This window comes from Cedecea sp. B1(4) (genome assembly GCF_059414925.1).
Genome location: NZ_JCAHMZ010000003.1, coordinates 348846 through 362417 on the forward strand (window position 1 = coordinate 348846; position 13572 = coordinate 362417).

12 protein-coding genes are annotated in these 13572 nt (G+C 55.0%); all 12 read left to right on the plus strand.

What is annotated here, in order from left to right; all coding sequences use genetic code 11:
* Positions 1 to 36: 36 nt before the first annotated feature.
* The 12 genes from mraZ (at position 37) to ACR6JA_RS09190 (ending at position 13571) form a co-directional block, all read left to right on the plus strand.
* The gene (gene mraZ / locus ACR6JA_RS09135) at positions 37 to 495 is read left to right on the plus strand and encodes a division/cell wall cluster transcriptional repressor MraZ (RefSeq protein ID WP_008461772.1); all 459 of its coding nucleotides are present in this window, start codon (positions 37 to 39) and stop codon (positions 493 to 495) included.
* A 2-nt stretch (positions 496 to 497) separates the two neighbouring features.
* Positions 498 to 1439, plus strand: a complete 942-nt coding sequence (gene rsmH / locus ACR6JA_RS09140; protein WP_039300407.1) for a 16S rRNA (cytosine(1402)-N(4))-methyltransferase RsmH — start codon at positions 498 to 500, stop codon at positions 1437 to 1439.
* Positions 1436 to 1798 carry a cell division protein FtsL gene (gene ftsL / locus ACR6JA_RS09145; RefSeq protein WP_008461776.1) on the plus strand — a complete coding sequence of 121 codons (363 nt, stop codon included), beginning with the start codon at positions 1436 to 1438 and terminating at the stop codon, positions 1796 to 1798. The genes rsmH and ftsL overlap by 4 nt, the downstream gene beginning before the upstream one ends.
* A 15-nt stretch (positions 1799 to 1813) precedes the next feature.
* Positions 1814 to 3580, plus strand: coding sequence for a peptidoglycan glycosyltransferase FtsI (locus ACR6JA_RS09150; protein WP_166876803.1), 1767 nt, complete (start codon positions 1814 to 1816; stop codon positions 3578 to 3580).
* Positions 3567 to 5054, plus strand: coding sequence for a UDP-N-acetylmuramoyl-L-alanyl-D-glutamate--2,6-diaminopimelate ligase (murE, locus tag ACR6JA_RS09155; protein ID WP_494493928.1), 1488 nt, complete (start codon positions 3567 to 3569; stop codon positions 5052 to 5054). The genes ACR6JA_RS09150 and murE overlap by 14 nt, the downstream gene beginning before the upstream one ends.
* Positions 5051 to 6409 (plus strand): UDP-N-acetylmuramoyl-tripeptide--D-alanyl-D-alanine ligase, encoded by a 1359-nt coding sequence (gene murF / locus ACR6JA_RS09160; protein WP_494493929.1) that lies wholly within the window; start codon positions 5051 to 5053, stop codon positions 6407 to 6409. Before murE ends, murF begins: the two co-directional genes overlap by 4 nt.
* Positions 6403 to 7485, plus strand: coding sequence for a phospho-N-acetylmuramoyl-pentapeptide-transferase (gene mraY, locus ACR6JA_RS09165; RefSeq protein WP_039290277.1), 1083 nt, complete (start codon positions 6403 to 6405; stop codon positions 7483 to 7485). Before murF ends, mraY begins: the two co-directional genes overlap by 7 nt.
* Positions 7486 to 7487: 2 nt before the next feature.
* Positions 7488 to 8804: a UDP-N-acetylmuramoyl-L-alanine--D-glutamate ligase gene (murD, locus tag ACR6JA_RS09170; RefSeq protein ID WP_494493930.1), complete on the plus strand. Its 1317-nt coding sequence runs from the start codon at positions 7488 to 7490 to the stop codon at positions 8802 to 8804.
* Positions 8804 to 10048: a cell division protein FtsW gene (gene ftsW / locus ACR6JA_RS09175; protein WP_045781354.1), complete on the plus strand. Its 1245-nt coding sequence runs from the start codon at positions 8804 to 8806 to the stop codon at positions 10046 to 10048. Before murD ends, ftsW begins: the two co-directional genes overlap by 1 nt.
* Positions 10045 to 11112 carry an undecaprenyldiphospho-muramoylpentapeptide beta-N-acetylglucosaminyltransferase gene (gene murG / locus ACR6JA_RS09180; protein WP_494493931.1) on the plus strand — a complete coding sequence of 356 codons (1068 nt, stop codon included), beginning with the start codon at positions 10045 to 10047 and terminating at the stop codon, positions 11110 to 11112. The genes ftsW and murG overlap by 4 nt, the downstream gene beginning before the upstream one ends.
* 70 nt (positions 11113 to 11182) lie before the next feature.
* The gene (gene murC, locus ACR6JA_RS09185; RefSeq protein WP_039300422.1) at positions 11183 to 12658 is read left to right on the plus strand and encodes a UDP-N-acetylmuramate--L-alanine ligase; all 1476 of its coding nucleotides are present in this window, start codon (positions 11183 to 11185) and stop codon (positions 12656 to 12658) included.
* A complete protein-coding gene (locus tag ACR6JA_RS09190; RefSeq protein WP_008461794.1) occupies positions 12651 to 13571 on the plus strand; it encodes a D-alanine--D-alanine ligase in 921 nt (306 codons plus the stop codon). The genes murC and ACR6JA_RS09190 overlap by 8 nt, the downstream gene beginning before the upstream one ends.
* Position 13572 lies beyond the last annotated feature (1 nt).

The following is a 13572-nucleotide window of genomic DNA, read 5'->3' on the forward strand; positions in this document are numbered from 1 at the left end:
AAGTGGTGAAATGGGTCATTAAAGGGTGAGGCTGGCATGTTCCGTGGGGCAACGTTAGTCAATCTCGACAGCAAGGGGCGGCTCGCCGTACCTACCCGTTATAGGGAAAAGCTGATCGAAACCTCAGAAGGTCAGATGGTTTGTACCATCGACATCCATCACCCCTGCCTGCTGCTTTATACCGTTCCTGAGTGGGAAATCATTGAACAAAAGCTTGCCCGTCTGTCGAGCATGAACCCTGCAGAACGCCGCGTACAGCGTCTGTTATTGGGGCATGCCAGTGAATGTCAGATGGATAACGCCGGGCGATTGCTGTTGGCGCCCGTTTTACGGCAGCACGCCGGGCTTACCAAAGAAGTCATGCTGGTCGGCCAGTTCAATAAGTTTGAGCTGTGGGATGAAGCGACCTGGCATCAACAGGTCAAGGAAGATATCGACGCTGAGCAGGGTTCGACAAACACCTTGTCGGATCGTCTGCAGGACTTGTCACTTTAGAAATGATGGAAAATTTTAAACACACTACGGTGCTGCTGGACGAGGCCGTGAACGGCCTGAATATTCGTCCCGACGGCATCTACATTGATGGCACTTTTGGTCGCGGTGGCCATTCACGCCTGATTCTGTCCCAGCTCGGTGAGCAAGGACGGCTGCTGGCGATCGACCGCGATCCGCAGGCGATTGCTGCTGCTGCCGCTATTGATGACCCACGCTTCTCCATCATTCATGGCCCATTCTCTGCGCTTGCAGATTACGCACGTGAGCGCGAACTGGACGGCAAGATCGACGGCATTTTGCTGGATCTCGGTGTCTCTTCTCCTCAACTGGATGATGCAGAACGCGGTTTCTCGTTTATGCGTGATGGGCCACTGGATATGCGTATGGACCCAACGCGAGGTCAATCCGCTGCCCAATGGTTGATGACGGCGGAAGAGGCCGATATTGCCTGGGTTATTAAAACCTTTGGTGAAGAACGTTTTGGTAAGCGCATTGCACGCGCCATCGTTGAGCGTAACCGTGAAGAGCCGATGACGCGTACCAAAGAGCTGGCGGCCGTCGTCTCTGCCGCTATGCCGGTTAAAGATAAGTTTAAGCACCCGGCTACCCGAACATTTCAGGCTATCCGGATCTGGATCAACAGCGAGCTGGATGAAATTGAAAAAGCGCTGAATGGCTCGCTGGAGGCGTTATCTCCCGGTGGCCGTTTATCGATCATCAGCTTCCATTCTCTGGAAGATCGCATTGTTAAACGCTTCATGCGTGAAAACAGCCGTGGGCCACAGGTCCCAGCCGGTTTACCGATGACGGAAGCACAGCTGAATAAGCTGGGTGGCCGCCAGTTGAAAGCGCTAGGTAAGCTGATGCCAGGTGAAGAAGAAGTGGCGGAAAATCCACGTGCCCGTAGTTCTGTTTTGCGGATTGCGGAGAGGACTAACGCATGATCAATCGGGTGACAGAAACCCTCAGCAGAGTGACGCAGCTCGGCAGCAACGAGCGTCATGCGCTGCCTGCCGTGATTGGTGGCGATCTTCTGCGCCATGGGAAACTGGCACTTTGCTTGTTCGTTGCCATTATTGTGACCGCGGTTTCCGTGGTCACGACGGCGCACCATACTCGTCTGCTCACTGCACAGCGCGAGCAGATGGTACTCGAACGTGATGCGCTGGATATTGAATGGCGCAACCTGATTCTTGAAGAAAATGCGCTCGGCGATCATAGCCGGGTAGAACGGATCGCGACGGAAAAGCTGCAGCTGCAGCATGTCGATCCTTCACAGGAAAACATCGTAGTTCAGCAATAAGGAACAGTGCGGCAGATGAGAGCAGCGGCAAAAACGCTTAAACCAAAACGTCAGGAAGAACAGGCCAACTTTGTGAGTTGGCGTTTTGCGTTGCTCTGCGGTTGCATTCTGTTGGCGCTGACTTTCCTTCTGGGCCGTGTTGCCTGGCTGCAGATAATCAACCCGGACATGCTGGTACGTCAGGGGGACATGCGTTCATTGCGTGTGCAGGAAGTGTCTACTTCCCGAGGGATGATAAGCGATCGCGCGGGACGTCCTCTTGCGGTTAGCGTACCGGTAAATGCCGTCTGGGCCGATCCGAAAGAATTGCATGACGCTGGCGGAGTCACGCTGGACAACCGCTGGAAAGCGCTAGCCGATGCACTAAAAATGCCTCTCGACCAGCTTTCATCCCGCGTGAACAGCAACCCCAATGGGCGGTTTATTTATCTTGCGCGTCAGGTTAACCCGGATATTGGCGACTACATCAAAAAGCTTAAGCTTCCGGGAATTCACCTTCGCCAGGAATCGCGTCGCTACTACCCATCCGGCGAAGTGACTGCTCACCTCATCGGCTTCACCAACGTGGACAGCGAAGGGATCGAGGGGGTGGAAAAAAGCTTTGATAAATGGCTCACCGGTCAGCCTGGCGAGCGCATTGTGCGTAAAGACCGCTACGGGCGCGTTATCGAAGACATTTCCTCTACCGACAGCCAGGCCGCCCATAACCTGGCTTTGAGCATTGATGAACGCCTGCAGGCGCTGGTTTATCGTGAACTGAATAACGCCGTTGCCTTTAACAAAGCCGAATCGGGCAGTGCCGTTTTGGTTGATGTTAATACTGGTGAAGTTTTGGCGATGGCGAACAGTCCGTCCTACAACCCAAACAATCTAACCGGCACGGCAAAAGACGTAATGCGTAACCGCACCATCACTGACGTCTTCGAGCCGGGTTCCACCGTTAAGCCGATGGTGGTGATGACCGCGTTGCAGCGTGGTGTGGTGAATGAAAATAGCGTACTGAATACGATTCCGTACCGCATTAATGGTCATGAGATCAAAGATGTGGCGCGGTACAGCGAATTGACCCTTACCGGGGTATTACAGAAGTCGAGTAACGTCGGTGTTTCTAAGCTGGCGTTAGCGATGCCCTCCTCAGCGTTAGTAGATACTTACTCACGTTTTGGACTGGGAAAAGCGACCAATTTGGGGTTGGTCGGGGAACGCAGTGGCTTATATCCTCAAAAACAACGGTGGTCTGACATAGAGAGGGCCACCTTCTCTTTCGGCTATGGGCTAATGGTAACCCCGTTACAGTTAGCGCGAGTCTACGCAACGATTGGCAGCTACGGCATTTATCGCCCGCTGTCGATAACCAAAGTTGACCCGCCGGTTCCCGGCGAGCGTATCTTTGCTGAATCAACCGTCCGCACCGTGGTGCACATGATGGAAAGCGTGGCGCTTCCCGGCGGCGGCGGCGTGAAGGCGGCCATTAAGGGCTACCGTATTGCGATTAAAACCGGTACCGCGAAAAAAGTCGGGCCGGACGGTAAATACATAAACAAATACATTGCTTACACCGCAGGCGTTGCGCCAGCCAGCCAGCCGCGATTTGCGCTGGTGGTGGTTATCAATGACCCGCAGGGCGGTAAGTATTACGGCGGTGCCGTATCTGCACCTGTGTTCGGTGCCATCATGGGCGGCGTACTGCGCACCATGAACATCGAGCCGGATGCGCTGGCAACCGGTGAGAAAAGCGAATTTGTAATTAATCAGAAAGAGGCATCAGGTGGCAGATCGTAATTTGAGCGACCTTCTTGCTCCGTGGGTAGCCGGGCTACCTGCGAGAGCGCTGCGAGAGATGACACTCGACAGTCGCGTGGCGGCTGCGGGCGATCTTTTTGTGGCCGTGGTCGGTCATCAGGCGGACGGGCGTCGTTATATCCCGCAGGCGATAGCACAGGGTGTGGCTGCCGTGATCGCAGAAGCGGACGGTGAAGCGGCGGATGGCGAAGTTCGCGAGATGCACGGCGTACCGGTCATTTACCTGAGCCAGCTGCATCAGCGCCTGTCTGCATTGGCTGGCCGTTTCTATCATCAACCTTCTGAATCCTTACGTCTGGTTGGTGTCACCGGCACCAACGGCAAAACGACAACGACTCAACTGTTGGCGCAGTGGGCGCAGCTGTTGGGTGAAACCGGCGCAGTGATGGGGACCGTAGGCAATGGCCTGCTCGGGCAGGTTGTGCCGACAGAAAATACCACGGGCTCTGCGGTAGACGTGCAGCACGTGCTGGCGAGCCTGAAGGCTCAAGGTGCAACCTTTGGTGCCATGGAAGTTTCATCCCATGGTCTGGTTCAGCATCGCGTGGCGGCGCTGAAGTTTGCTGCGTCGGTATTTACCAATTTAAGCCGCGATCACCTTGATTATCACGGTGATATGGCGAATTACGAAGCCGCTAAGTGGCTGTTGTTTTCCGAGCATGACTGCGGTCAGGCGATCATCAACGCCGATGACGAAGTGGGTCATCGCTGGTTGGCGCGCCTGCCGGATGCTGTGGCGGTCACTATGGAAAATAACCTTGAGCCGGGGGCGCATGGGCGCTGGCTGAAAGCTGATAAAGTGGTTTATCACGATGGTGGAGCGACGATTCACTTCAGTTCATCGTGGGGTAATGGCGAAATTGAAAGCCGCCTGATGGGCGCGTTTAACGTCAGTAACCTGCTGTTGGCTTTAGCCACGCTGCTGGCGCTGGGTTATCCGCTCGAAGCATTAATTGCCACAGGCCCGCGTCTGCAACCTGTTTGTGGGCGAATGGAAGTGTTCAGCACTACCGGCAAACCTACCGTGGTTGTGGATTATGCCCACACGCCGGATGCGTTGGAAAAAGCGCTACAGGCAGCTCGCCTGCACTGTTCCGGCAAACTGTGGTGTGTATTCGGCTGTGGCGGCGATCGCGATAAAGGTAAGCGGCCAATTATGGGCGGTATTGCCGAACAATATGCCGATGTGGTGGTGGTGACCGATGACAACCCACGCACCGAAGAACCGAAGGCCATCGTCGACGATATCCTGACCGGTATGCTGGATGCAGGCCGTGTGCACGTTGTGCTGGGCCGCGCAGAAGCGGTGACTAACGCGATTATGCAGGCCAAAGAAAATGATGTGGTTCTGCTGGCGGGAAAAGGTCACGAGGACTATCAGATTGTTGGCAACCGTCGTCTGGATTACTCCGACCGCGTTACCGCAGCGCGCCTGCTGGGGGTTGTGGCATGATTCGCGTCTCCCTGAAGCAACTGACATCCATTCTTAATGGGCAGCTACACGGCGCAGACGCCGACATTATTGATGTCACAACGGATACCCGTAAGCTGACAGCTGGCTGTCTGTTTGTTGCGCTGAAAGGCGAACGTTTTGATGCCCATGACTTTGCCGCCGATGCGGTGAAAGGCGGGGCAGGCGCATTATTGGTTAACCGTAAGCTGGATATTGATGTTCCCCAACTGATTGTGGCCGATACCCGCCTTGCATTTGGCGAACTAGGTGCGTGGGTTCGCCATCAGGTGCCTACTCGCGTTGTGGCGCTAACCGGCTCTTCCGGCAAAACCTCCGTGAAGGAAATGGCGGCATCTATTCTGCGCCAGTGCGGCAACACGCTTTATACAGCTGGCAACCTGAATAACGATATTGGCGTGCCGATGACGCTGCTGCGCCTGACGCCGGAATACGATTATGCCGTTATTGAGCTGGGTGCAAACCACCAGGGGGAAATAGCCTGGACCGTAGGGTTAACCCGCCCGGAAGCGGCTCTGGTAAACAACCTGGCGGCTGCGCATCTTGAAGGGTTTGGTTCTCTGGCTGGCGTGGCAAAAGCCAAAGGCGAGATCTTTACCGGCCTTGCGGCAAACGGTACGGCGATCCTTAATGCCGATAACAACGACTGGCTGAACTGGCAGGCGATCATTGGCGATCGTAAAACCTGGCGCTTCTCACCGAACGCTGCCGGAAGCGATTTCACCGCAACGAATATCCATATCACCTCCCACGGTACCGAATTTACTCTGCATACGCCGCAGGGCGATGTTGATGTCATTCTGCCTTTGCCGGGTCGCCACAATATTGCTAACTCGCTGGCGGCTACCGCGCTGGCAATGGCCGTTGGTGCGACGCTCGAATCCGTAAAAGCGGGGCTTGCTGAGCTTAAAGCCGTGCCGGGCCGCCTGTTCCCTATCCAGCTTGCAGAAAATCAACTGCTGCTGGACGACAGCTACAACGCTAACGTGGGTTCAATGACCGCGGCGGCACAGGTTCTGTCAGAAATGCCGGGTTACCGTGTGATGGTAGTTGGCGATATGGGCGAGCTGGGTGAGGAAGCCGAAGCTTGCCATCGTCAGGTTGGCGAAGCGGCAAAAGCCGCAGGTATTGACCGTGTTTTGAGCGTTGGCGTGTTAAGCAAAACGCTGAGTGACGCATCAGAAGTTGGTGAACATTTTGCCGATAAACAGGCCGTGGTGGCGCGTTTGAAAGCGCTTATCGCGGAACATTCAATTTTAACCATTTTGGTGAAAGGTTCACGTAGTGCGGCCATGGAAGAGGTGGTTCGCGCATTACAGGAGAAACAAGCATGCTAGTTTGGCTGGCCGAACATTTGGTCAAATATTATTCCGGCTTTAACGTCTTTTCCTATCTGACGTTTCGCGCCATCGTCAGCCTGCTGACCGCTCTGTTTATCTCCCTGTGGATGGGACCGCGGATGATCGCGCGTTTACAGCAACTCTCCTTCGGGCAGGTTGTACGTAACGATGGTCCAGAGTCGCACTTTAGCAAGAAAGGAACGCCAACCATGGGCGGGATCATGATCCTGACCGCCATTGTGGTGTCCGTGCTGATGTGGGCTTATCCCTCGAACCCTTACGTCTGGTGCGTGCTGTTCGTACTGATCGGCTTCGGGATTGTTGGCTTTGTCGATGACTACCGCAAAGTGGTTCGTAAGGACACCAAAGGTCTGATTGCTCGCTGGAAATACTTCTGGATGTCGGTGATTGCACTGGTCGTTGCTTTCACAATGTATGCAGCCGGGAAAGGGACGCCAGCAACTGAACTTGTTGTGCCGTTCTTCAAAGACGTGATGCCGCAGCTTGGTTTGTTCTATGTACTGCTGGCGTATTTTGTAATTGTTGGTACCGGTAATGCGGTAAACCTGACGGATGGTCTTGATGGCCTGGCGATTATGCCTACCGTGTTTGTCGCTGCAGGGTTTGCGCTGGTGGCATGGGCTACGGGGAACATGAATTTTGCGGGCTACCTGCACATTCCTTACCTGCGCCATGCGGGTGAACTGGTTATCGTCTGTACGGCGATTGTCGGCGCAGGCCTGGGCTTCCTGTGGTTCAACACATACCCGGCTCAGGTCTTCATGGGCGATGTAGGCTCGTTGGCTCTTGGCGGGGCGCTGGGGACTATCGCGGTACTGCTGCGTCAGGAGTTCCTGCTGGTGATTATGGGTGGCGTGTTCGTCGTTGAAACGCTATCGGTGATCCTGCAGGTGGGCTCGTTCAAGCTCCGAGGGCAGCGTATCTTCCGTATGGCGCCCATTCACCATCACTATGAATTGAAAGGCTGGCCGGAGCCACGCGTGATTGTGCGCTTCTGGATTATTTCGCTGATGCTGGTGCTTATTGGCCTGGCTACGCTGAAGGTTCGCTAAATATGGCAGATTACCAGGATAAAAATGTTGTCATCATTGGACTGGGCCTGACGGGCCTGTCCTGCGTGGATTTCTTTATTGCGCGCGGCATTACGCCACGGGTAATGGATTCCCGTATCTCCCCTCCTGGTCTTGATAAGCTGCCTGAGAACGTTGATCGTCATACCGGTTCGCTGAATGAGGACTGGTTGCTGGCGGCGGATTTGATTATTGCCAGCCCTGGCGTGGCGCTGGCAACTCCAGCCTTGAGTGCGGCGGTGGATGCCGGGGTCGAGGTTATTGGTGATATAGAGCTGTTTTGCCGAGAGGCCCAGGCGCCGATTGTCGCGATTACCGGCTCCAACGGGAAAAGTACCGTCACCACCCTGGTGGGAGAGATGGCGAAAGCCGCGGGTGTGAACGTGGGCGTTGGCGGAAATATTGGTCTGCCGGCGTTGATGCTGCTGGACAAAGGCTGCGAGCTTTATGTTCTTGAGCTATCAAGCTTCCAGTTGGAAACCACCCATAGCCTGAAGGCTGCGGCGGCGACCGTTCTGAACGTGACAGAAGATCATATGGATCGCTATCCGTTCGGGATGCAGCAATATCGTGCGGCAAAACTGAGCATCTATGAAAATGCCAAAGTTTGCGTGGTCAACGCAGATGACGCGTTAACGATGCCAGTACGCGGCGCGGACGAGCGCTGTATCAGCTTCGGTGTGGACGTCGGCGATTATCATCTTAATCGTCAGCAGGGTGACACCTGGCTGCGGGTGAAAGGGGAGAAAATCCTCAACACCAAAGAAATGAAACTGGTTGGGCAGCATAACTATACTAACGCGCTGGCAGCGCTGGCGCTGGCGGATGCGGTGAATCTGCCTCGTTCCAGCAGCCTGAAAGCGTTGACCACCTATACTGGCCTGGCTCATCGCTTCCAACTGGCCTGGGAACGGAATGGCGTTCGCTGGATTAATGACTCTAAAGCCACCAACGTCGGCAGTACTGAAGCTGCGTTAAACGGTCTGCACGTTGAAGGAACTCTGCATCTTTTGTTAGGCGGTGACGGCAAGTCTGCCGACTTCTCACCTTTAGCTCGCTACCTGCAGGGTGATCGCGTACGCCTTTACTGCTTTGGTCGTGACGGTGCTGAACTGGCTGAGTTACGCCCGGATATTGCCGAGCGTACAGAAACCATGGAGCAGGCGATGAAGCTTGCCGCGGCCCGTGTAGAATCTGGCGATATGGTGCTGCTCTCTCCAGCCTGCGCGAGTCTCGATCAGTTTAAAAACTTTGAACAACGCGGCGACATGTTTACTCAATTAGCGAAGGAGCTAGGCTGATGCGTTTATCTCTCCCTCGCCTTCGCGTCCCCCGTATTCCAGGGTTTGGTATCCTGGCCTGGGTCGCTTCGGCGTTAAAAGGGTGGGTAATGGGCTCCCGTGAGGCCGACGCCAACAGCATGGTACTGTATGACCGCACACTGCTTTGGCTGACCTTCGGCCTTGCTGCGATCGGTTTTATTATGGTGACCTCGGCGTCGATGCCGGTAGGCCAGCGCCTGGCAAACGATCCATTCCTGTTTGCCAAACGCGACGGGCTCTACATCATCGTCGCGTTTGTGCTGGCGATGGTGACGCTGCGCTTGCCGATGGATTTCTGGCAGCGTCACAGCACGGCCATGCTGCTGGCTTCGATCGTGATGCTGCTAATTGTACTGGTCGTCGGTAGCTCGGTTAATGGGGCATCGCGCTGGATTGCTTTCGGCCCGCTGCGTATTCAGCCCGCAGAGTTTTCCAAGCTGTCACTGTTCTGTTATCTCGCCAACTACCTTGTGCGCAAGGTGGATGAAGTTCGAAATAACCTGCGCGGCTTCCTGAAGCCAATGGGCGTGATTCTGGTGATGGCCGTTCTGCTGCTAGCCCAGCCTGACCTTGGTACCGTAGTTGTGCTGTTTGTCACTACGCTGGCGATGTTGTTCCTCGCAGGAGCAAAGCTGTGGCAGTTTATCGCGATCATCGGGATGGGGATCTCGGCAGTTATCCTGCTGATCCTCGCCGAACCTTACCGTATTCGCCGCGTAACGTCGTTCTGGAACCCGTGGGAAGATCCATTCGGCAGCGGCTACCAGTTAACGCAATCACTGATGGCTTTTGGGCGCGGTGAATTGTGGGGACAAGGGCTTGGGAACTCGGTTCAGAAGCTGGAATATCTGCCTGAAGCGCACACTGACTTTATCTTCTCGATCATCGGCGAGGAGCTGGGATATATCGGTGTGGTGCTTGCACTTTTGATGGTATTCTTCGTCGCTTTTCGCGCGATGTCCATCGGCAAGCGCGCGCTGGAATTGGATCAGCGTTTCTCCGGTTTCCTGGCGTGTTCTATCGGGATCTGGTTTAGCTTCCAGGCGCTGGTTAACGTTGGCGCTGCGGCGGGGATGTTGCCCACGAAAGGCCTGACGCTGCCGCTTATTAGTTACGGCGGTTCCAGCCTGTTGATTATGTCCACGGCAATCATGCTGTTGTTGAGAATAGATTATGAAACGCGTCTGGCTAAGGCTCAGGCGTTTACACGGAGTGCCAAATGACGGGCAAAGCGAAGCGATTGATGGTGATGGCGGGTGGTACAGGTGGGCATGTTTTCCCAGGCCTGGCCGTTGCCCATCACCTTCGGGCGGAAGGATGGGATATTCGCTGGCTTGGTACTGCGGACCGTATGGAAGCCGATCTGGTGCCGAAAAACGGGATTGAGATCGATTTTATTCGCATTTCTGGCCTGCGCGGCAAAGGCGCAAAGGCCTTGTTGATGGCTCCTGTACGTATTTTTAACGCGTGGCGCCAGGCTCGCGCCATCATGAAAGCTTGGAAGCCGGATGTTGTGCTGGGCATGGGCGGGTATGTTTCCGGACCCGGTGGTCTGGCTGCCTGGTCTCTTGGCATTCCGGTTGTCTTGCATGAACAGAACGGCATTGCCGGTCTGACGAATAAATGGTTGGCAAAGATCGCCACCAAGGTAATGCAAGCCTTTCCCGGTGCATTCCCTGAAGCGGACGTTGTTGGCAATCCGGTGCGGACAGATGTGCTTGCTTTACCGCTGCCGCAAGAGCGTTTTGCCGGAAGAGAAGGTCCGGTTCGCGTGCTGGTTGTCGGCGGTTCTCAGGGCGCTCGAGTGTTGAACCAAACCATGCCGCAGGTCGCGGGGCGTTTAGGTGAATCCGTGACTGTCTGGCACCAAACCGGAAAGGGTGGTCAGGCGGTTGTGCAGCAGGCTTACGCTGAAGCAGGGCAGCCTCAGCACAAGGTCACCGAGTTTATTGATGATATGGCAGCAGCCTACGAATGGGCTGATGTTGTGGTTTGTCGCTCCGGGGCGTTAACCGTGAGTGAAATCGCGGCAGCAGGGTTACCAGCCTTGTTCGTTCCTTTCCAGCACAAAGATCGGCAGCAGTACTGGAATGCGCTGCCGCTGGAAAAAGCGGGCGCCGCGAAAATACTGGAGCAACCGCAGTTTACCGTGGATGCCGTTACCCGTACCCTGGCCGGATGGGACAGAGCAACGCTGCTGGCAATGGCCGAGCGAGCGCGCGCTGCCTCCATTCCTGATGCAACTGAACGTGTAGCAAACGAAGTCAGCGCCGCAGCGCGCGCGTAATACTTGTGGGTGGCAAATTGTCGCCCGTAAATTTGATGTAATGGCGGCATGCCGCTTGCAGGTTTAGAGAATGAATACACAACAACTGGCGAAACTGCGTTCAATTGTGCCTGAGATGCGTCGCGTCCGGCACATTCACTTTGTTGGCATCGGCGGCGCCGGTATGGGCGGTATTGCTGAAGTATTGGCTAACGAAGGTTACCAGATCAGCGGTTCCGATTTGGCGCCGAACCCGGTCACGCAGCAGTTGTCGGCACTGGGTGCCACGATTTATTTCAACCATCGCCCTGAAAATGTGCGCGATGCAAGCGTGGTTGTTGTTTCTACGGCAATTTCTGCGGATAACCCAGAAATTGTTGCTGCCCACGAAGCGCGTATTCCAGTCATCCGTCGTGCTGAAATGCTGGCTGAATTGATGCGTTTCCGTCACGGCATTGCGATTGCGGGAACGCATGGCAAAACCACGACAACGGCGATGGTATCGAGCATTTATGCCGAAGCGGGCCTGGATCCAACGTTTGTAAATGGTGGTCTGGTGAAAGCCGCAGGTGTCCATGCCCGCTTGGGCAACAGTCGCTACCTGATTGCAGAGGCTGACGAAAGCGATGCTTCGTTCCTGCACCTGCAGCCGATGGTCTCTATTGTGACCAATATCGAAGCCGATCATATGGATACTTACCAGGGCGACTTCGAAAATTTAAAGCAGACGTTTATTAATTTCCTGCACAACTTGCCGTTTTATGGACGTGCGGTGATGTGCGTAGACGATCCGGTGATTCGTGAGCTTCTGCCGCGCGTGGGTCGTCAAATCACCACATATGGCTTTAGCGACGACGCGGATGTACGCGTTGAAAATTATCAGCAAAAGGGCGCTCAGGGCTTTTTCACCATTGTGCGTCAGGACAAGCCTGAGATGCATGTGGTGCTGAATGCGCCAGGTCGCCATAACGCGCTGAATGCGGCTGCCGCGGTTGCCGTGGCGACAGAAGAGGGCATCGAAGACGACGCTATTTTGCGTGCGCTCGAAAGCTTCCAGGGAACGGGGCGCCGTTTCGATTTCTTGGGCGAATATCCGCTGGCACCGGTAAACGGCAAAGCGGGCACCGCTATGCTGGTGGACGACTATGGCCACCACCCGACGGAAGTGGATGCCACCATTAAGGCGGCGCGCGCAGGCTGGCCGGATAAAAATCTGGTGATGATTTTCCAGCCACACCGCTATACGCGTACGCGTGATTTGTATGATGACTTTGCTGGGGTGCTGTCCCAGGTTGACTCCCTGGTGATGCTGGAAGTTTATCCTGCAGGTGAAGCACCCATTCCTGGTGCGGATAGCCGTTCTTTATGCCGCACCATTCGCGGCCGTGGCAAAGTTGACCCTATTTTAGTTTCCGATCATGCGGAAGTGGCGGAAATTTTAGCTCCTGTGTTGACGGGAAATGATTTGATCCTCGTTCAAGGTGCCGGGAATATCGGCAAAATCGCCCGAAACCTGGCTGAAATCAAATTGCAGCCTCAAACTAAAGAGGAAGGGCGTCATGGCTGATAAGATCGCCGTTCTTCTGGGAGGAACCTCTGCCGAGCGCGAGGTCTCTCTGCAATCCGGCAGCGCGGTGCTGGCGGGATTAAAAGAAGCGGGTATTGATGCACATGCTTTTGATCCACAAAGCGAGTCTGTACTCGAGCTGAAGGCTCAGGGGTTTGACAAGGTTTTTATCGCGCTGCACGGTCGCGGTGGTGAAGACGGGACTTTGCAAGGGCTGTTGGAGTTCCTTCAACTGCCTTATACCGGCAGCGGCGTTATGGCTTCGGCGATAACGATGGATAAGCTGCGCAGCAAACTGCTGTGGCAGGGGGCAGGTTTACCCGTTGCACCATGGGTTGCCGTCAACCGTCAGGATTTTGCAGCTGGCCTGAGCGCGGCGCTGGTTGAGCGTGTTACTGCATTAGGTTTACCGGTTATCGTCAAGCCGAGCCGTGAAGGTTCCAGCGTAGGTATGTCTAAGGTGGACAGCGTAGATGTGCTGCCAGCCGCGCTTGAGCTGGCCTTCGAGCATGACGAAGAAGTGCTGATTGAAAAATGGTTGAGTGGCCCGGAATATACGGTTGCGATTTTAGGCGAGGAAATTTTACCGTCTATTCGCATCCAACCCGCTGGAACCTTCTATGATTATGAAGCGAAGTATCTCTCTGATGAAACTCAATATTTCTGCCCCGGTGGATTAATTGAACAAAGAGAGCAGGAATTGCAGGCATTAGTTCTGCAGGCCTGGCAGATTCTCGGCTGTAGCGGCTGGGGCCGGGTCGATGTGATGCTGGATAGCGATGGTCAGTTTTACCTGTTAGAAGTGAACACTTCTCCGGGGATGACCAGCCACAGCCTGGTGCCGATGGCGGCTCGCCAGGCGGGAATGAGCTTCTCACAATTGGTTGTACGTATTTTGGAACTGGCGGACTGAT